The organism is Neisseria sp. HMSC15G01 (genome assembly GCF_001808255.1).
Classification (GTDB): Bacteria; Pseudomonadota; Gammaproteobacteria; order Burkholderiales; family Neisseriaceae; genus Neisseria; species Neisseria subflava_A.
Window position 1 is genome coordinate 50871 of sequence record NZ_KV792687.1, and the last position, 18273, is coordinate 69143.

17 protein-coding genes are annotated in these 18273 nt (G+C 53.9%); 10 read left to right on the forward strand and 7 right to left on the reverse strand.

The window, feature by feature from the left end; genetic code table 11:
* Nucleotides 1-32: 32 nt before the first annotated feature.
* Nucleotides 33-1034: a thiamine ABC transporter substrate-binding protein gene (locus HMPREF3139_RS08255; protein ID WP_070461551.1), complete on the reverse strand. Its 1002-nt coding sequence runs from the start codon at nucleotides 1032-1034 to the stop codon at nucleotides 33-35.
* A gap of 64 nt (nucleotides 1035-1098) precedes the next feature.
* Here HMPREF3139_RS08255 and HMPREF3139_RS08260 point away from each other — a divergent pair, with 64 nt between their 5' ends.
* The 4 genes from HMPREF3139_RS08260 (at nucleotide 1099) to glmS (ending at nucleotide 5563) form a co-directional block, all read left to right on the forward strand.
* Nucleotides 1099-1746, forward strand: coding sequence for a pyrimidine 5'-nucleotidase (locus HMPREF3139_RS08260; protein WP_070461552.1), 648 nt, complete (start codon nucleotides 1099-1101; stop codon nucleotides 1744-1746).
* A gap of 60 nt (nucleotides 1747-1806) precedes the next feature.
* Complete coding sequence (locus tag HMPREF3139_RS08265) at nucleotides 1807-2091, forward strand: membrane lipoprotein lipid attachment site-containing protein (protein ID WP_049335838.1); 285 nt, start codon at nucleotides 1807-1809, stop codon at nucleotides 2089-2091.
* Nucleotides 2092-2189: 98 nt separating this feature from the next.
* A complete protein-coding gene (glmU, locus tag HMPREF3139_RS08270; protein ID WP_049335633.1) occupies nucleotides 2190-3563 on the forward strand; it encodes a bifunctional UDP-N-acetylglucosamine diphosphorylase/glucosamine-1-phosphate N-acetyltransferase GlmU in 1374 nt (457 codons plus the stop codon).
* A gap of 161 nt (nucleotides 3564-3724) precedes the next feature.
* Entirely contained in the window at nucleotides 3725-5563 is a 1839-nt protein-coding gene (gene glmS / locus HMPREF3139_RS08275) for a glutamine--fructose-6-phosphate transaminase (isomerizing) (RefSeq protein WP_070461553.1), read from the forward strand.
* Between the two features lie 251 nt (nucleotides 5564-5814).
* Here the strand turns inward: glmS and HMPREF3139_RS08280 are convergent, their stop codons facing one another.
* Nucleotides 5815-7113: a M16 family metallopeptidase gene (locus HMPREF3139_RS08280; protein WP_070461554.1), complete on the reverse strand. Its 1299-nt coding sequence runs from the start codon at nucleotides 7111-7113 to the stop codon at nucleotides 5815-5817.
* A 58-nt stretch (nucleotides 7114-7171) separates the two neighbouring features.
* The gene (locus HMPREF3139_RS08285; RefSeq protein WP_070461555.1) at nucleotides 7172-8521 is read right to left on the reverse strand and encodes a M16 family metallopeptidase; all 1350 of its coding nucleotides are present in this window, start codon (nucleotides 8519-8521) and stop codon (nucleotides 7172-7174) included.
* A gap of 195 nt (nucleotides 8522-8716) precedes the next feature.
* Between HMPREF3139_RS08285 and HMPREF3139_RS08290 the strand changes: the two genes are divergently transcribed.
* Nucleotides 8717-9895: a phosphoglycerate kinase gene (locus HMPREF3139_RS08290; RefSeq protein ID WP_004519232.1), complete on the forward strand. Its 1179-nt coding sequence runs from the start codon at nucleotides 8717-8719 to the stop codon at nucleotides 9893-9895.
* Nucleotides 9896-10062: 167 nt separating this feature from the next.
* On the opposite strand, the gene yccS is transcribed toward HMPREF3139_RS08290, so the two are convergent.
* From yccS to HMPREF3139_RS08305, 3 genes are all read right to left on the reverse strand, one after another.
* Nucleotides 10063-12198: a YccS family putative transporter gene (gene yccS, locus HMPREF3139_RS08295; RefSeq protein WP_070461556.1), complete on the reverse strand. Its 2136-nt coding sequence runs from the start codon at nucleotides 12196-12198 to the stop codon at nucleotides 10063-10065.
* A gap of 163 nt (nucleotides 12199-12361) precedes the next feature.
* Nucleotides 12362-13591: a PilT/PilU family type 4a pilus ATPase gene (locus HMPREF3139_RS08300; protein WP_070461557.1), complete on the reverse strand. Its 1230-nt coding sequence runs from the start codon at nucleotides 13589-13591 to the stop codon at nucleotides 12362-12364.
* A gap of 86 nt (nucleotides 13592-13677) precedes the next feature.
* Nucleotides 13678-14724 (reverse strand): type IV pilus twitching motility protein PilT, encoded by a 1047-nt coding sequence (locus tag HMPREF3139_RS08305; RefSeq protein ID WP_004519239.1) that lies wholly within the window; start codon nucleotides 14722-14724, stop codon nucleotides 13678-13680.
* Nucleotides 14725-14841: 117 nt separating this feature from the next.
* Here HMPREF3139_RS08305 and HMPREF3139_RS08310 point away from each other — a divergent pair, with 117 nt between their 5' ends.
* The 5 genes from HMPREF3139_RS08310 (at nucleotide 14842) to dksA (ending at nucleotide 18045) form a co-directional block, all read left to right on the forward strand.
* Nucleotides 14842-15555 carry a YggS family pyridoxal phosphate-dependent enzyme gene (locus tag HMPREF3139_RS08310; protein WP_070461558.1) on the forward strand — a complete coding sequence of 238 codons (714 nt, stop codon included), beginning with the start codon at nucleotides 14842-14844 and terminating at the stop codon, nucleotides 15553-15555.
* Nucleotides 15552-15947, forward strand: coding sequence for an RNA-binding protein (locus tag HMPREF3139_RS08315; protein WP_070461559.1), 396 nt, complete (start codon nucleotides 15552-15554; stop codon nucleotides 15945-15947). Before HMPREF3139_RS08310 ends, HMPREF3139_RS08315 begins: the two co-directional genes overlap by 4 nt.
* 90 nt (nucleotides 15948-16037) lie before the next feature.
* Nucleotides 16038-16835 carry a pyrroline-5-carboxylate reductase gene (gene proC, locus HMPREF3139_RS08320; RefSeq protein ID WP_070461560.1) on the forward strand — a complete coding sequence of 266 codons (798 nt, stop codon included), beginning with the start codon at nucleotides 16038-16040 and terminating at the stop codon, nucleotides 16833-16835.
* Between the two features lie 2 nt (nucleotides 16836-16837).
* Nucleotides 16838-17395: a YggT family protein gene (locus tag HMPREF3139_RS08325; protein WP_070461561.1), complete on the forward strand. Its 558-nt coding sequence runs from the start codon at nucleotides 16838-16840 to the stop codon at nucleotides 17393-17395.
* 233 nt (nucleotides 17396-17628) lie between these two features.
* Complete coding sequence (gene dksA / locus HMPREF3139_RS08330; RefSeq protein WP_049344904.1) at nucleotides 17629-18045, forward strand: RNA polymerase-binding protein DksA; 417 nt, start codon at nucleotides 17629-17631, stop codon at nucleotides 18043-18045.
* A 45-nt stretch (nucleotides 18046-18090) separates the two neighbouring features.
* Here the strand turns inward: dksA and HMPREF3139_RS11110 are convergent.
* Nucleotides 18091-18273 (reverse strand): hypothetical protein (locus HMPREF3139_RS11110; protein WP_210388926.1); only part of this gene is annotated, 183 nt, incomplete at its 5' end.

Genomic DNA, 18273 nt, shown 5'->3' on the forward strand with positions numbered 1-18273 from the left:
CGGCCTTTAATCTTTCTTAAATCTTTTTCAGCTTAACGTAAAACGGTTTTGCTCCAACGGCTCACCCATTGTTTTTGTTTGGTGTTGATGTCGGCGCGGTTGGGGGAATCGCTGTGTTTCGGGGTTTGGGCAAACTCGAATACTTTGGGCAGCGGCGTGTTTTTGACTGCCGGATAGACCCACATTTCGGCAGGCAGGGCTTTTTGCACTTCGCCGCTTTGCAGCCAGCTCACCAGTTTGGCCGCCAGCTCGGGTTGTTTTGCGCCTTTTAAAACGGCCGCGCCTTCAACTTGGCGGAATGTGCCGCCTTTGAGGAAGAGGTTACCGGTGGGCGGGGTGCTGTATTTGCCTTTGGAGTAGTGGACTTCGGCCGCCGGGCTGGTGGCATAGCTGACCACGAGGGGATAGGCGCCGCCGTTTTGGGTAAAGTCGGTGTAGTAGGCTTCGCTCCAGCCTTTGGCGACTTTCACGCCGTTTTGGCGCATTTGCGCCCACCATTTGAACGCGCCTTCTTCACCCATACCGCCGATGTTGGCCAAGAGGAAGGAGAAGCCGGGCGAGGATGTGGCGGGAGACGGAGTCACCAGAAGGTTTTTATATTCCGGTTTGGTCAGGTCTTGCAAGGTTTGCGGCAGGGGCAGTTTTTTCTGTTCAAACCATTTTTTGTCGTAGTTGATGGTGACATAGGCGTAATCGACAGCCAGCGCATCGGGCAGGGACGCGGTTACGGGCGCGGATTTGGGTTGGCTGGCAGCGAGGATGCCGGCGGCTTTGGCTTTGCCGATGTTGGCGTTGTCCAAACCGTAAACTGCATCGGCAATCGGGTTGGCCTTGCTCAAAATCAGCTTGTTGAGCATTTCGTTGCCGCTGCCTGCCTTGATGACGGACACTTTGGCATCGTTGGCTTTTTCAAATTGAGCGATGACGGTTTGGGGCAGGCTGAAGGATTTGTGCACGGCCAAACGCACTTCGGTTTGGGCGTACAGGTTTGCCGAAGCCAGTAATAGAGCCACTGCGGACAATTTCAGTTTCATTCTCTTTCCTTTGTGCGGGTAAAATACGAAATATCATAACAAAATCTGCATATCAAGGCACGATATGAATCATTCCCCAGTTTGGCTGTTTGACCTCGACAATACTTTGCACAATGCCGAAGCCGGCATTTTCTACATCATCAACCGCGCCATGACCGAATACATGGCAGGCCGTCTGAAGCTTTCCGAAGAAGCCGCCTCTCATCTGCGCCAAGATTATTGGCACCGATACGGCGCGACGCTTGCCGGTTTGCAAATCCACCATCCCGAAGTCGATATCGATGAATTTTTGCTTGAAAGTCATCCACTTAAGCAAATTTTGGTAAAGGTGGAGGGTATGGATGGAACTGATGATGTTTTAGGCCGTCTGAAAGGGCGAAAAGCCGTATTTTCCAACGGGCCTTCGTTTTATGTCCGCGCATTGGTTGAGGCGTTGGGCTTGGAAGCGCATTTTGACGGCTTGTTCGGCACGGACGACTTCGGCCTGCTCTACAAACCTAATCCGCAGGCCTATCTCAACGTCTGCCGCCTGTTGGGCGTCAAACCCGAACAGTGCATTATGGTGGACGACAGCGCCGACAATCTGCACCAAGCCAAAGCCTTGGGCATGAAGACCGTTTGGTATGGCGAAAAGGCCCATCCGCTGCCATTTGCCGACGGCATAGCGAAAGATATGCAGGGTTTGCTTGAAGTTTGCACAAAACTGCCGTGAAGTTTTGCAAAAACAAGTACAATACGCGGTATTGCCGACATTTAAAACAAGGACAACATCATGCGTAAACTCGCTTTAATTCTGACCGCCGCCGCCGTTTTGGCCGGTTGCTCTTGGGAAACCTACACCAACGAATCCGGCCGTACCGCCGTACGCCAAAAATATGCTACCGGCACACCTATCGTTTATCAGGACGGTACTTATTCTAAAAACATGAATTACAACCAGTTCCGCCCAGAGCGCCGCGCCGTCCAATCCCATCAAGCGGATCATGCTGAACACGGCGAACGCGGCCAGCACTGGCAAAAACCGCAATTTGCCAACCAACAGCCAGCAACCGAATAACAATATCCCCAAGGCCGTCTGAAACGGAGTGAAAAACAACCAACACTTGTTGCCACACTTTTCAGACGGCCTCAAACAACGACAACGGAAACCGTATCATGGCTCAGACAGCTTTAAATATCGTCATCCTCGCCGCCGGCAAAGGCACGCGCATGTACTCCAAAATGCCCAAAGTGCTGCACCGCATCGGCGGCCTTCCCATGGTTGAGCGCGTTATCGACACCGCCGCCTCCCTGAATCCCCAAAACATCTGCGTCGTCATCGGCCACGGCAAAGAGCAAGTCTTGGACACCGTCAAACGCGATGTCGTTTGGGTCGAACAAACCGAACAGCTCGGTACCGGCCACGCCGTCAAAACCGCCCTGCCGCACCTGTCTGCCGAAGGCCGCACGCTGGTGTTGTACGGCGACGTCCCCCTGATTGACGCAGCCACCCTTGAAACCCTGCTCGAAGCCGCAGGCGACGAAGTCGGCCTGTTGACCGACGTGCCCAACGACCCGACAGGTTTGGGCCGCATCATCCGCGACAGCAACGGCAGCGTAACCGCCATTGTCGAAGAAAAAGACGCCGATGCCGCCCAAAAAGCCGTGAAAGAAATCAATACCGGCATTTTGGTTCTGCCCAACGCCAAACTCGAAGCTTGGTTGAACAGCCTTTCCAGCAACAATGCCCAAGGCGAATACTATCTGACCGACCTCATCGCCAAAGCCGTTGCCGACGGTATCAAAGTTCATCCTGTCCAAGTCCGTGCCTCCCATCTGGCCGCCGGCGTGAACAACAAACTCCAACTGGCCGAACTCGAGCGTATTTTCCAAACCGAACAGGCGCAAGAATTGCTCAAAGCAGGCGTAACCCTGCGCGATCCGGCACGTTTCGATTTACGAGGCCGTCTGAAACACGGACAAGATGTCGTGATTGACGTCAACGTCGTCATCGAAGGCGAAGTCGAACTCGGCGACAACGTCGAAATCGGTGCCAACTGCGTGATCAAAAACGCCAAAATCGGTGCCAACACCAAAATCGCCCCATTCTCCCATTTTGAAGGTTGCGAAGTCGGCGAAAACAACCAAATCGGCCCATACGCTCGTTTGCGTCCGCAAGCCAAACTGGCCGACGACGTACACATCGGCAACTTCGTCGAAGTCAAAAACGCCACCATCGGCAACGGCACCAAAGCCAACCACCTCACCTACATCGGTGATGCTGAGATCGGCAGCAAAACCAACTTCGGCGCCGGCACGATTATTGCCAACTACGACGGCGTGAACAAACACAAAACCGTCATCGGTGACGAAGTACGCATCGGTTCAAACTGCGTACTGGTTGCCCCCGTTACCCTCGGCAACAAAGTGACGACAGGCGCGGGCAGCGCGATTACCCGCAACTGCGAAGACGGCAAACTCGTCCTCGCCCGTTCGCGCCAAACCGTCATCGAAGGCTGGGTGCGTCCGGAAAAAGGCGATAAGAAGTAAGGCTGGTCTTTTATTTGTTTTCAGACGGCCTTGAGAAACAACAGGCCGTCTGAAACCCAGATTTGCCGTTTCAATGAATATAAAACGGCGTTTTCCGACTGCCGCTTTCGGGAGCCGGAGCAGCAGTCATTTTTTCAAACTTTTGATACTAAGGAACTTATATGTGCGGTATCGTAGGTGCTATTCGCGCCAATCACAATGTAGTCGATTTTCTGACCGATGGTCTCAAACGCCTTGAATACCGAGGCTACGATTCGTCGGGTATTGCCGTAAACATGGACGGCAAAATCAAACGCGTCCGCCGTGTCGGCCGTGTTCAGCTGATGGAAGATGCAGCACGTGAAAATGGCGTGTTCGGCCATATCGGCATCGGCCATACCCGTTGGGCAACCCACGGCGGTGTAACCGAGCCTAACGCCCACCCTCATATTTCCGGCGGCATGATCGCGGTTGTCCACAACGGCATCATCGAAAACTTTGAAGCCGAACGCGAACGCCTGAAAGCGTTGGGTTACACCTTCGAATCGCAAACCGATACCGAAGTCATCGCCCACAGCGTCAACCACGAATACACACAAAATGGCGGCAAACTGTTTGAAGCCGTCCAAGCTGCGACTGCCCGTTTCCACGGTGCATACGCCATTGCCGTTATCGCACAAGACAACCCTGAACAAATGGTTGTTGCGCGCATGGGCTGCCCGCTGTTGGTGGCTTTGGGCGACCAAGAAACCTTTATCGCTTCCGACGTATCCGCCGTGATCGCCTTTACCCGCCGCATCGCTTACTTGGAAGACGGCGACATCGCCCTGCTGAACGCAAACGGTATCGAAAAATTGCTCGACAAAACCGGTGCGCAAACCGAACGCGCGATTAAAGTGTCCGAATTGTCTCTGGCTTCTTTGGAGTTGGGCCCATACAGCCACTTCATGCAAAAAGAAATCCACGAACAGCCCCGCGCCATTGCCGATACAGCCGAAGTCTTCTTGGACGGCGGTTTTGAACCTGAAAACTTCGGCGCGAATGCACGCGAAGTATTCGACGATATCCATAGCATCAAAATCCTTGCCTGCGGTACGTCCTACTATGCCGCGCTGACCGCCAAATACTGGCTCGAATCCATCGCCAAAGTGCCGACCGACGTGGAAATCGCCAGCGAATACCGCTACCGCGACGTGATTGCCGATCCGAAACAACTGGTCATCACCATTTCCCAATCCGGCGAAACTTTGGACACCATGGAAGCCCTGAAATACGCGCAATCCTTGGGACACAAACACAGCCTGTCTATTTGTAACGTGATGGAATCCGCCCTGCCGCGTGAAAGCGAGTTGGTACTGTACACACGCGCCGGCGCAGAAATCGGCGTCGCTTCTACCAAAGCGTTCACGACCCAACTGGTTGTCCTGTTCGGCCTGGCCGTTACCTTGGGCAAACAGCGCGGCCTGGTTTCTGACGAACAAGCGCGTGAATACGTTGAAGAACTGCGCCAACTGCCGGGCAGCATTCAGCACGCTCTCAATCTGGAGCCGCAAATCGCCGCTTGGGCGCAAAAATTTGCCAAGAAAACCAGCGCACTCTTCTTGGGTCGCGGCATCCACTTCCCAATCGCCCTCGAAGGCGCATTGAAGCTGAAAGAGATTACCTATATCCACGCCGAAGCTTATCCTGCGGGTGAGTTGAAACACGGTCCGTTGGCCTTGGTGGACGAGAACATGCCTGTTGTCGTGATTGCCCCGAACGACAGCCTGTTGGACAAAGTAAAAGCTAATATGCAGGAAGTCGGCGCACGCGGCGGCGAACTGTTTGTCTTCGCCGACCTCGACAGCAACTTCAGCGCCACCGAAGGCGTGCACGTTATCCGCGCCCCACGCCACGTCGGCGTACTCTCGCCGATTGTGCACACCATCCCCGTGCAACTCCTGTCTTACCACGCCGCCCTCGCACGCGGTACAGACGTGGACAAACCGCGCAATTTGGCTAAATCGGTAACGGTTGAATAAGTAATTGACCGGTTAAAAAAGGCCGTCTGAAACCTGAGATTTGGGTTTCAGACGGCCTTTATATTTGTCGGCTTCAGTAATAGAGAGGCTATTTATGATGTCTTTGCTTTCATTATAAATGTACAACAACAGCTGATTGTGACTGATATTTTATTGATTAGAGTGGTCTCTGATGACAAGATCAGCAAATCGACAGAATGAAAACAGGCCGTCTGAAAAATCTTTCAGACGGTCTGTTGTTTTAAAGCGTTTTATTCTGCACCGACAACGACGGTGTTGAGGTCTTTGAATTTAACGCGGCGTTGCCATGCGTCGCGGACTTGTTCGACGGTCAGGCTGTTGATGGCTTTGGGGTAGGCTTCTAAGTAGTCGTTGGGCAGGTCGTAGAGGCCGATCAGGCTCAGGTAGTTGAGCAGTTTGTCGTTGGAGTCGTAGCGCAGGGGAAAGCCGCCGACGATGTTGGCTTTGGCCTGTTTCAGCTCGGCTTCGGTCGGGCCTTCGGCGATAAACTGCTCGATGACGGCTTGGGTGTCAGCCAGTGAGGCTTTGGTGTTTTTCTTTTGGGTGGAGTAGGAAACGGCAAACGTGCCTTCTTCTGTCGCCGGGGCGAGGCTGCTGTATACGCCGTAGGTGTAGCCGTGTTGGTCGCGCAAAACTTTCATGAGGCGGCTGTCGAAACCGCCGCCGCCGAGGATGTAGTTGCCGGCAACGAGGGCATAGTAGTCAGGGTCGTGGCGTTTGATGAGGGAGGTGCCGAGCAGGACTTGTGCCTGTGTGCCGGCAAAGGGGATGTCGCGGCTTTGGGCGGTTTGTTTGGGAACGGGCGGGATGGCGTGGGTTGCGGTGGCTTTGGCCGGCAGGTCTTTGAGGACGAGCTCGACCAGTTGCTCTGCCTGTTTGCGGTTGAGGTCGCCGACGATGGCGACGATGGCGTTGTCTTTGCCGTAGTGGGTGCGGTGGAAGGCGCGGATGTCGTCCAGACTAACTTGTTTGAGGCTGTCAACGGTTATGTTTGCGCCGCTGCCATAGGGGTGGTTCGGATAGATGAGTTTGGTCATTTCGCGCGTGGCGGTGTAGTCGGGGGTGGTTTCCTGTTGTTGCAAACCGGTAATGGATTGGATTTGACGGCGGCGGAAAACGGCTTCGTCAAAGCGCGGACGGGTCAGCGAGTGGTTGAGCAAGTTGGCGGCTTTGTCGCGGATGTCGGCTTTGCTGAGGCTGCGGAAGCCTGCGGATGCGCTCTCGGCATTGCTGTCGCTGCTGATTTGTGCGCCGATGTTGTCGGCTTCGGCATTGAAGGCTTCTTCGTCCAGCTCTTGGGTGCCGTCGGTCAGGAGGGCGGCGGTAAATTCGGCAACTTGGCTTTTGCCGTCCGGATTGGCGACGCTGCCTGCGCCCTTGAAGCTGACTTCAAGGTCGATGATGGGGTTTTCGTGGCGTTCGACAAGGAGGATTTGGGTGCCGTCGCGGTTGCGCCAGCGTTGGATGTCGGTGGCGGCTTGGACGCTTAAGGGCAGGAGGAGGGCAAGGGCGAGCAGGGTGGGTTTCATGTTGTGGCTTTCTGTTAGGGCCGTCTGAAAGGGTATGGGCTTTCAGACGGCCTGATGTTTATCGGCGTTTGGCAGCTTTTTTGCTTGGCGCGGCGGCAGGTTTTTGCGGCTCGATGATGACGGTACTCATGCGCTCGTCGGTCAACATCCGGGCTGCGGCCTGTACTTCTTGCGCGCTGACTGCCTGTAGGCGGCGGTGGATTTCTTGTTCGTCGGTATATTGGAAACCGCGCGCTTCGAGGCGCCCCATCATGGAGGCTTGGGAAGACATGGAGTCTTTGGCGTAGATTTCGTTGACTGCTGCCTGGGTTTTGACGCGCTGCAATTCTTCTTCGGAAACGCCGTTGTCGGCAATGTCTTTGATTTCTTGGCGCAGCTGGGCAATCAGAGTATCGGTTTTCACGCCTTCGGCAGGCATGGCCATTACGCTGAACAGCGGCATTTCGCGGCTGATGATGTCGTAATGCGTGCCTGCGCTCAATGCGGTTTGCTTGCCGCGCACGAGGTTTTTGTCAAAACGGCTGGACGCGTTGCCTGCCAAAATATCGGAGAGGATGTCGAGGGCGAAAGGCATCGTGTCATCGAGTTTTTGGAGTTTCGGCACACGGAAGTTGATGGCAATCAGCGGCTGGTGTGTGACCGGAGAAGTAGCTTTGACTGTAACAGGTTTGCGCAAATAGGGTTCGGTATTCAGTTTGTTGCGCGGCGGCTGGGCTTTGGCCGGAATATCGCCGAAGAGTTTGGTGGCCGTCTGAAGCGTTTGTTTGGCATCGACATCGCCGACAATGACCAATACGGCATTGTTGGGCGCGTAATATTGTTTGTACCACGCGCGCAGGTCGTCGGCTTTGAGGGTGTGCAAATCTTTCATGTAGCCGATGACGGAGGCGCGCATGGACGGTTGGGTAAAGGCGGCAAGATAGGCTTGCTCCCACATTTTGCCGTCGGCCGTGTCTTCCGTGCGCTGGCGGCGTTCTTCGCGGATGACGTTCATCTCGTTGAGGAATTCTTTGTCACTGAAGTTGAGGTTGTGCATGCGGTCTGCCTCGAGCTTCAGAATCTCGGGCAGGTTGGCGGCGGCGACGTTTTCGTAATACACCGTTTCATTGCGGTTGGTGTAGGCGTTGTTTTGCCCGCCCAGCTCGGACACGCGGCGGTTGAACTCGCCGGAGGGAACGTCTTTCGTGCCTTTAAACATCATGTGTTCCAAAGCGTGGCTCAGGCCGCTTTTGCCCGGTTTTTCATCCACGCTGCCGATTTTGTACCAAATCTGCGAAACGGCCACTGGCGCGCGGTGGTCTTCTTTGACGATGATTTTCAGACCGTTGGGCAGGGTTTCAGAAAGCGTCTGCGCCCATGAAGCGGCAGGCAGTGCGAAGGCAAGCATTAAAGCAATTCGGCGTAACATGGTTCAATCCGTAAAATGAAAATCAATCGCCAAAGTATAGCGGAAAATTTGCAAAGATTGGCCGAATGTTTCAGACGGCCTGCAGCCTTATCTGCTGATTCACATCAAGCGCGGCCGTTGCCAATCTTTACCGTCGCGCCTCATTCGCGGATAATCCCAAACATTCCCGTTCCCAACCATCACAAAGGAATCATCATGGCATTTTTGAAACTGACCGAACAAAATGTTCAAGGCAAAACCGTTCTGATCCGCGCCGATATGAACGTACCGTTCAAAGACGGCAACATCAGCGACGACACCCGTATCCGCGCTTCGCTCGCATCCATTAAATACTGCTTGGACAACGGCGCGTCTGTAATCGTGATGACCCACCTCGGCCGTCCGACCGAAGGCGAATTCCATCCTGAAGACGATGTGGCACCTGTTGCCGCGCATTTGGGCAAACTGTTGGGCAAAGACGTGAAAGTATTGAACGACTGGCGTGAAAACAAACCGACTTTGAACGCCGGTGATGTCGTGATGTTGCAAAACGTGCGCATCAACAAAGGCGAGAAGAAAAACGACTTGGAGCTGGGCAAAGCCTACGCTTCTTTGTGTGACGTGTTCGTTAACGACGCATTCGGTACCGCCCACCGCGCCCAAGCTTCGACTGAAGCCGTTGCCCAAGCCGCACCGGTTGCCTGCGCCGGCGTGTTGATGGCGGGCGAACTCGACGCTTTGGGCAAAGCCCTGAAACAACCGGCTCATCCGATGGTTGCCATCGTTGCCGGCAGCAAAGTGTCCACCAAACTGACCATCCTCGAATCTTTGGCCGACAAAGTCGACCAACTCATCGTCGGCGGCGGCATTGCCAATACCTTCCTGTTGGCAGAAGGCAAAGCCATCGGCAAATCTTTGGCCGAACACGATTTGGTGGAAGAATCCAAAAAAATCATGGCGAAAATGGCGGCCAAAGGCGGCTCCGTACCGCTGCCGACCGATGTGGTTGTCGCTAAAGCCTTTGCCGCCGATGCGGAAGCTGTGGTGAAAGACATTGCTGACGTTGCCGAAGACGACATGATTTTGGACATCGGCCCTAAATCTGCCGCTGCTTTGGCCGATTTGCTCAAAGCTGCCGGTACGGTCGTATGGAACGGCCCGGTCGGCGTATTTGAGTTTGACCAATTTGCTGGCGGTACCAAAGTATTGGCCGAAGCGATTGCCCAAAGCGATGCGTTCTCGATTGCCGGCGGCGGCGACACTTTGGCGGCGATTGCCAAATTCGGCGTAACCGATCAAATCAGCTACATCTCCACCGGCGGCGGCGCGTTCCTTGAGTTCTTGGAAGGCAAAGAGTTGCCTGCCGTTGCTGCTTTGGAAAAACGCGGCGCATAATCGGTTTTAATATCGATTGTTAAAAATAAAGGCCGTCTGAAATCTGGAAATCAGGTTTCAGACGGCCTTTTGTTTTTTGGTTTTTATTTGAGGAAGTGTTTAGCTGGATTCAACGCCGATGGTTGGCAGACTTGTTGCTAAACAGGCTGGAAAGCGTCCGGCTCTTTTCAGACAGCCTCTACGTCGGCTTGTCGGTGCAATGCCTGATAGCACGGGGTAAGCTGGCGGATGATCAGGTCGAGCTGGTGTTTGAGGATGTGGTCTTGCTGCGCTTGTGTGTTTTGTTCAAGCTCGGCAAATTCCTGACGGATTTGGGTCATGGCCGTTTCAAAAGCTTCGGGGTCGGTTTGGGGCATTTGGGTCAGCAACTCGGCGATGTGGTGGGTCAGCTTGGCATAGGGCGCAAAGCCGTCGTTGCCGTCGATTCGGACTTGGTCGCGGTATGCACCGAGCGCGGAAATGTGGCCGGTCAGCGCATAGCTGGTTTTGAGCAGGGTAAAACTGTCTTGCAGGCGGTCTTGGTATTTTTTCGGGTTGCTGCTCATGTCGGACAGGGTGCTGCTGAGGGCAGCGGTGCTTTCGTGGGCTTGGCGGCGGGTGAGGCGGTAGTCGAAATCGTCGCGGCTGCCGTTTTGCAGCTGGTCGAGGATGGCGTCGAGATAGCGGCCGTTGGCAGTAATGGTTTGGGCGGCAGTATGGCTGAGGGTGAGGTAACGCCAATCGGGCCAGAGGTAGGTGGCGGCGGCCCATGCGATAACGGAACCGACGATGGTGTCGATGATGCGGATGGGCATGGCGTGGTACACGTCCAAACCGGCAAGCGAGAGGCTGGTCAGGGCTTGGATGGTGATAAAGAAGGTGGAGAAGCTGTATTTGTAGCTCCGGGTCATGAAGAACAGGGAGGTGCTGGCGATGACAATCCAAAGCTTGGTTTCAACAGACGGGGTGAAGTAGGGAACGAGCGAACCGACAATTACGCCGAGAATCGTACCGGCGATACGTTGGTACACGCGGCTTTTGGTGGCGGTGTAGTTGGGCTGGCAGACGAAAAGGGCGGTCAGCAGAATCCAGTAGCCGAGATTGAGATGAAGGATTTCGACAATGATGCAGGCCGCGGCCACGACGATGGAGAGGCGGGTGGCATGGCGGAAGACGCCGGAGTCGAAATTGAGCTGGCTGAGGACGGTCTCGCCGATATTGCGGAATTTGGTGTTTTCAAGGGCGGCGATGCGGGTGTCGGCGTTGTCGTTTTCGGCAAGGGACGCATCGTTTTGCAGTTGCCGCAGTTGGTAATCGACGCTGCTGAGGTTGTCGAGCAGGCGGCGGATATTGTGGAGGTTGGCATTATCGGCATGGGTCTCGGCAAAATGGCTGAGGGATTGGCGGCAGCCTTCCATGGCGCGGCCGAGGCGTTTGCTGTATGCGTAGGGTTTGTTGTTGCGCAGGGAGGCGGCAACGTTGCGGCACGCCTGGCCTTGCATTTCGAGCAGGCGGCGGATGCGGAAGATGAGGTCGGTATTTTTGAGCTGCTCGGCCATTTCGCTGTAATCGACGTGGGCGGAGCTGATGCGTTCGTGCATGTCTTGCGCGCAGAGGTAGTAGCGCAGCATTTTGGCGGTACGCGGATGGCGGTGTTGGCCGCGCAACCGGTAGAAAAGTGCGCCGCGGCATTGGTTGAAGGCGGTAATCACGCCGGTGTTGCTCATGGCCAAGTCGATTTGGCGGTTGCCCAACCATGCGGCTTCGTCTGGATCGAAAAAGTCGGCTTTGGCATCGAAGTAGTTGCTGAGTGCATCATAGGCGTTGGCGACGGTTTCTTGGACAGGGCGGTGGGGCAGGATGATTTGGAAGATCAGGGTGTTGACGCTGTATAGAACAGTGCCCAACAGAATCATGACGGGGTTGGTCAGCCAGTAGGTCTCGGGGGTGTAGGTCAGCGTGGTGTAGGTGGCGACGGCGAGCGCACCGAAAGCGAAGGTGCGGTATTTGAGGCCGACGGTGCCGAGGATGGTAAAGCCGAAAGTCATCAGGGTCATGGCCAAGATGAAGGGAACGCCTGTGCCGATGGTGCTTTGGGCAAGCAGCGAAGAGAGGGTGAACAGGGCAACGGTGATGACGATGTTTTTCAGACGGCCTGTGAGGCGGTTGTCCAAGTCGACCAAACCGCCGGCAATAATGCCGAGTACGAAGGGCATGACGAGCTTAGGCGTGTTGAAGTGCCAAACGAGGGTAGCGGCGATGAACACGCTGGCGAAGACGGGCAGGGAGGCAATGATCAGAGGTTTGAGCGGCGGAGTTTTCATGATTGGGTTGTTTTATTTGTTATGAGATGAATGATTGGATTTTAACAGGATTTTCAGTCGGTTTCAGAATGCTTGAAATAGGATAAGGCCGTCTGAACGGATACGGGAAAATACTTGATTTCGTTTCCACATTTGTTCAGACGGCCTTTTTTGGCTTGCGCCATTAGGTCATCAGGTTGAGGTCGCTGATGCGGTCGTAGAGGCGTTCGGTATTGTTGCCCTCGTCGTGCATTTGAATGCGCAGGCGCAAATCGTTGGCGGATACCGCTTGGCGCAGGGCTTCGCTGAGTTCAATTTGGCCTTGTGCGTAGAGGGTGAAGAGATTTTGGTCGAACGTCTGCATGCCGTTGCTGCCGGAGCGTGCCATCAGGTCGCGGATTTCCAGCAATTCGCCTTTGAAAATCAAGTCCTGCATGGCCGGCGTGTTGAGCAGGAGGTCGGTAACGGCCGTGCGTTGGCGGTTTTTCTTGATGGTGAGGCGTTGGCCGATGATGCCGACGAGGTTCAACGCCAAATCCATCAAAACCTGTTGGCGTCGGTCTTCCGGATAGAAGTTGATGATGCGCTCGATGGTTTGGGAGGCCGTGCTGGCATGGATGGTGAAAACGCACAGATGGCCGGTTTGAGCCAGTTGGAGGGCGTATTCCATGCTTTCTTCGCTGCGGACTTCGCCGATACAGACGACATCGGGTGCTTGACGCATGGCGCTTTGAACGGCGGTTTTCCAGTTGTCGGTATCGATGCCGATTTCGCGCTGGGTGAAGATGCTGCGGCAAGGTTTGTAGATAAACTCGATGGGGTCTTCGATGGTAACGATATGGCCGGGCAGCTTTTGGTTGCGGTAGTTGAGCATGGAGGCCATGGTGGTGGACTTACCCGAACCGGTCGGGCCGGCGAGGATCAGCAGGCCGCGCGGTGCGAGTGCAAGCTCTTGGAGCTTTTCGGGTAAGCCGAGGGTCTTCATCTCGGGAATGTCTTGGCTGACGCGGCGCAATACCATGCCGACGCGGCCTTGCTCGTGGTAGGCGTTGACGCGGTAGCGCGTGTTGCTGCGCGATTGGACGGAATAGTTGATTTCCCAGTCGCGGTTGAAGGCTTCGAGCTGGTCGGGGTTCATGGTGGATTCGGCGATGGCGGCGGTGTCCGCGCCGTTCAGTGCTTTGTGGGGCATGGGCGTGAGGGTGCCTCCGACTTTGATGGCTGGGGGAAAGCCTGCGCTGATGAAAATGTCGGAGGCGTTGCGTTTTTCGGCCTCTTCACACATGCGGTCGAGCAGGGGATGAAGATGCGTACCGATTTCAGCCGGGGTGGGGATGTGCGGTGCTTGGTTTTTTTGTGAGTAGGCTTGCACCATTTCGCTTAACAGGTCGTGCAGAGGGGCGAGGTCGCTCATGATGATTCTCTTTAAAACGGGTATTCGGTCAGGCTGAAAGGCCGTCTGAAAACGGGATGATGGGGTTCAGACGGCCTGAGTATGGTTTAGAAAACAGAGAGGTTTTCGATGTTTTGCGCCTTACTGCGTGCCAGCTCGGGGCTGATGGTGCCTTGGCGGACAAGGGTTTGCAGGGCTTGATCGAGGGTTTGCATACCGTGGGCCTGACCGGTTTGGAGGGCGGCGTTGATTTGGGCGATTTTGTTCTCGCGGATGAGGTTTCGCACGGCCGGTGTGGAAATCAGGATTTCGTGTGCGGCGACGCGGCCGTTGCCGTCGCGGGTTTTCAGCAGGGTTTGGGAAATGATGGCGCGCAAGGATTCGGACAACATGGAGCGCACGATTTCTTTTTCGCCTGCGGGGAATACGTCGACAATACGGTCGATGGTTTTGGCGGCGCCGGTCGTGTGCAGCGTGCCGAAAACCAAGTGGCCGGTTTCGGCGGCGGTCAGGGCGAGGGAGATGGTTTCAGGGTCGCGCATCTCACCGATCAAAATCACGTCGGGGTCTTCGCGCAGTGCGGAACGCAGGGCGTTGGTAAAGCTGTGGGTGTGCTGATGCAGCTCGCGCTGGTTGATGAGCGCCTTTTTGCTTTGGTGGACGAACTCAATCGGGTCTTCGATGGTCAGAATGTGGGCCGGTTGGGTTTCGTTGATGTAGTTGACCATCGCCGCCAGCGTGGTGGATTTACCCGAACCGGTCGGGCCGGTTACCAAGACCAAACCGCGCGGATTTTCGGCAATTTTTTGGAAAATGCGCGGCGCACGCAATTCTTCCAGCGTCAGAACGGTGCTCGGAATGGTACGGAATACGGCGGCCGGGCCGCGTTCGGTCATAAAGGCGTTGACGCGGAAACGGGCAACATTAGGCAGCTCAAATGAGAAATCGACTTCAAAATCCTGTTGATAGAGCTTGCGCTGGTGGTCGTTCATGACCGAGGTAATCATGGTACCGACTTCTTCCGAGCTCATCTCGGGCAGGTTGATGCGGCGGATGTCGCCGTGTACGCGTATCATAGGGGAAATGCCCGAACTCAAATGGAGGTCGGAGGCTTTGTTTTTCACGCCGAACGCGAGTAAGTCGGTAATCTGCATAATGTGGCCTTGTTTTGGTTTAGAATAATAAAATCGCTTTATTTTAAATAGATAAATCCGTTCGACCAAGTAAAATTTTCAAAATGCCGAGTGATGAACGGGTTAAAGGAGAAAACCATGTCGGTATTGCAACAAAACTATCAGGACGTATGCCGGGCGGTTGAACAGGCGGCTGAGGCTTCAGGGAGGCCTGCGGATGCGGTAAAGCTGGTAGCGGTCAGCAAGACCTTTCCGGCAGACGACATCCGCGAAGTGTATGCGGCCGGTCAGCGCGATTTCGGCGAGAACTATATTCAGGAATGGTTTGAAAAAACGGAAACGCTGGCCGATTTGCCGGATATTGTTTGGCACGTTATCGGCGATGTGCAGTCTAATAAAACCAAATTTGTGGCCGAACGCGCACATTGGGTGCATACGATAGGCCGTCTGAAAACGGCGCGGCGCTTGAGTGAGCAAAGGCCGTCTGAAATACCGCCGTTGCAGGTGTGTATTGAAGTGAACATTGCCGCGGAAGAGGCGAAACACGGCGTAGCGCCCGCAGAAGCGATTGCGCTGGCCCTTGAAGTGGCCAAGTTGCCGAATATTAAAGTATGCGGATTGATGTGTGTGGCCAAGGCCGACAGCAGCGACGATGAGTTGCGCAGTCAGTTTCATACCATGCAGCGGTTGTTGGCCGAGTTGAATGCGGCAGGCGTCGAAGCAGATGTTTTGTCTATGGGTATGTCCGGAGATATGCCAATCGCGGTAGAATGCGGCGCAACCCATGTCCGCATCGGCAGCGCGATTTTCGGCAGACGGGAACAAAAACAAAAAGGAGAAGGCAGCCAATGAAACAGATTATCTCGGTCGTTTTGCTTGGTTTGACCTTAACGGGTTGTCGGTTGATGGGCTGGTATCAATGTGAATCCTTATCGGGCTGGTGCAAACCCAAAAAGCCGGCAGCAATAGATTTTTGGGAAATTAAAGGCGAACCGCCGCCTTCTATTGAGGATTTCCGCGGGAAGCGTTTGGCGGACGGGAATTATTCTATTGACGATAATGCTTATCGTACCGCAGCTAATGATTATTTCAGTAGGAAAATCAAAAAGTTTGAAGCTTGCGGGCTAGCTTGGCAAACCCGCGATAAACGCCCTTTAGCGGAAACTTTTAAAAAAGAAGGATTGGATTGTTTGGAAAAACAGGGTTTATACCGAACATCACTGCCCGAAAGCGTCCGTTGGTGAAAAGGTCGTCTGAAATTTTGTCGGTATGATGGAAACGGTATTTCAGACGACCTCAGCAAATGTATCTCATTTAAAAAATTAAGGAAATTTATGAACATCTACTTTTTAGGCGGCGGCAATATGGCGACTGCCATTGCAGGCAGTTTGGTCAAACAAGACGGCTATCGTGTCCACATTGTCGAACGCGGCGCCGAAAGACGTGCACAACTGGTGCAAGAATTGGGCGTAGCCACTTCTGAAAACCTGCCCGAATTGAGTGCGGACGATGTCCTCATTCTCGCCGTCAAACCGCAAGACATGCAGGTAGCCTGTCAAAACATCCGTTTGAATGGCGCGCTGGTGTTGTCTGTAGCGGCAGGTTTGTCCATCGATACCCTCAGCCATTATCTGGGCGGCACACGCCGTATCGTACGCATCATGCCCAATACGCCGGCCAAAATCGGCTTGGGCGTATCCGGTATGTTTGCCGATGCAGGCGTTTCAGAAGCCGACCGTACAGCTGCCGACGGCATCATGCGCTCTGTCGGCACGACCATTTGGCTGAACGAGGAAGAGCAACTCCACAATATTACCGGCATCAGCGGCAGCGGCCCCGCCTATGTTTTCTATCTGTTGGGCGCGCTCCAAAATGCGGCTTTGGCACAAGGTTTCAACGAACAAGATGCACGCGAACTGAGCCTCGCCACATTTAAAGGCGCAGTGGCTTTGGCCGAACAAACCGGCGAAGCATTCGCACAATTACAGCAAAACGTAACTTCCAAAGGCGGCACGACACACGAAGCCATCGAAACCTTCAAAGCCCGTCACGTTGCCGAAGCCATCGAACAGGGTGTAGAAGCCTGCGTCAAACGTTCGCAAGAAATGGCGCAACAATATAAGGCCGTCTGAACATGCGCGGCGACTTGCTCTTATTATTGGCAGACGCTATTGCCATCCTGTGTATCACGCGCTTTTTGCTCCGATACGCAGGATTGGCAGCAGAACACCCCCTGCTCAAATTCAGCATACAGGCAACAGGCTGGCTGACCAAACCTTGGCAAAAAGCATTTCCATCCGGCGAGAAAACCGATTGGTACTGCCTGCCCGCAGGTTTTCTGGTGTACTACCTTGCCTGTACCGCCATTATTTTCATCTCGCCGGCGCTGTCCATCAGTAATAAGCTGATTTTGGCAAACTTCTGGTTTGCCGCACTCCATATGCTGAAAGCCGCGGCCTATACATTACTTATCGGTCTGATTATTAGAATGGTGTCCAGCATACAGGGCCGCTATTCGCCGTTGACTTATGCCATCGAACGAATCCTGCAGCCATTGCTCAAACCGTTTTCCTTCTTGCGCGTAGGGCGATACGATTTTTCAGGCAGTTTGTTGGCACTTTTATTATGGTTGTGGCTGGCCCGATGGTTTCCCCAGCTTATCCAGCAAACCAACCTATGGTTGCTTCAATAGGCCGTCTGAAAGCGCAGCAGGTATTAACGACCAAAAATACAACGTCCTAAAAAGCGTTTTAATACATTTAGGTGTAAGGTAGTGCAAAAAAGTGCAAATCGAAATATAAGGAACAAATGAATAGGTAAAACATGATATGATTCGCCCAATTTCCAAAACGGAAATTCAAGAAAACCCAATAAAAGCAAACCCGTAGCATCCAAATCATTAACAACAAACCGAAAGCAGACACCATGGCAAAGCTGACAGAACAAGATATTTTAAACTGGGATGGTCCTGAAGAGGACTACATGAACAGCGACCAATTGGCCTTCTTCCGCGAACTACTGGTTAAAATGCAAGAAGAGCTGATTGAAAATGCAAACACCACTACCGGCCATCTTCAAGAGCACGAATCCGCTCCCGATCCAGCCGACCGAGCTACTCAAGAAGAAGAATACGCTTTAGAGCTGCGCACCCGCGATCGCGAGCGTAAACTTCTCAATAAAGTGCAAGCGACTATCCGCAGCATTGACGAAGGTGATTACGGTTTCTGTGCCGATACCGGCGAACCCATTGGCCTCAAACGCCTGCTGGCACGTCCGACCGCGACATTGTCCGTAGAAGCGCAAGAGCGACGCGAACGAATGAAAAAACAGTTCGCCGACTAAAATATAGATATAGAAACCATAAAAAAGGCCGTCTGAAAGAGCATTTCAGACGGCCTTTAGTTTGTGTTTTTTGTATATTTGGAGAGTGTAGAAAGGTTGTTGGAGTTTTTTATAAAATAAAAACCCTGTTAAAACAGGGCAGTGGTTAAATTTCTGGAAATAATTTTGCGAAAAGTGTTGACTGGTTTTGTTTGGAGGCGTATAGTTCTGTTCTTCGCTGCTGACGCG

Coding starts and splice junctions, on each gene's coding strand:
- HMPREF3139_RS08255 (WP_070461551.1), bottom strand. CDS start 1,034: ATGAAACTGAAATTGTCCGCAGTGGCTCTATTACTGGCTTCGGCAAAC.
- HMPREF3139_RS08260 (WP_070461552.1), top strand. CDS start 1,099: ATGAATCATTCCCCAGTTTGGCTGTTTGACCTCGACAATACTTTGCAC.
- HMPREF3139_RS08265 (WP_049335838.1), top strand. CDS start 1,807: ATGCGTAAACTCGCTTTAATTCTGACCGCCGCCGCCGTTTTGGCCGGT.
- glmU (WP_049335633.1), top strand. CDS start 2,190: ATGGCTCAGACAGCTTTAAATATCGTCATCCTCGCCGCCGGCAAAGGC.
- glmS (WP_070461553.1), top strand. CDS start 3,725: ATGTGCGGTATCGTAGGTGCTATTCGCGCCAATCACAATGTAGTCGAT.
- HMPREF3139_RS08280 (WP_070461554.1), bottom strand. CDS start 7,113: ATGAAACCCACCCTGCTCGCCCTTGCCCTCCTCCTGCCCTTAAGCGTC.
- HMPREF3139_RS08285 (WP_070461555.1), bottom strand. CDS start 8,521: ATGTTACGCCGAATTGCTTTAATGCTTGCCTTCGCACTGCCTGCCGCT.
- HMPREF3139_RS08290 (WP_004519232.1), top strand. CDS start 8,717: ATGGCATTTTTGAAACTGACCGAACAAAATGTTCAAGGCAAAACCGTT.
- yccS (WP_070461556.1), bottom strand. CDS start 12,198: ATGAAAACTCCGCCGCTCAAACCTCTGATCATTGCCTCCCTGCCCGTC.
- HMPREF3139_RS08300 (WP_070461557.1), bottom strand. CDS start 13,591: ATGAGCGACCTCGCCCCTCTGCACGACCTGTTAAGCGAAATGGTGCAA.
- HMPREF3139_RS08305 (WP_004519239.1), bottom strand. CDS start 14,724: ATGCAGATTACCGACTTACTCGCGTTCGGCGTGAAAAACAAAGCCTCC.
- HMPREF3139_RS08310 (WP_070461558.1), top strand. CDS start 14,842: ATGTCGGTATTGCAACAAAACTATCAGGACGTATGCCGGGCGGTTGAA.
- HMPREF3139_RS08315 (WP_070461559.1), top strand. CDS start 15,552: ATGAAACAGATTATCTCGGTCGTTTTGCTTGGTTTGACCTTAACGGGT.
- proC (WP_070461560.1), top strand. CDS start 16,038: ATGAACATCTACTTTTTAGGCGGCGGCAATATGGCGACTGCCATTGCA.
- HMPREF3139_RS08325 (WP_070461561.1), top strand. CDS start 16,838: ATGCGCGGCGACTTGCTCTTATTATTGGCAGACGCTATTGCCATCCTG.
- dksA (WP_049344904.1), top strand. CDS start 17,629: ATGGCAAAGCTGACAGAACAAGATATTTTAAACTGGGATGGTCCTGAA.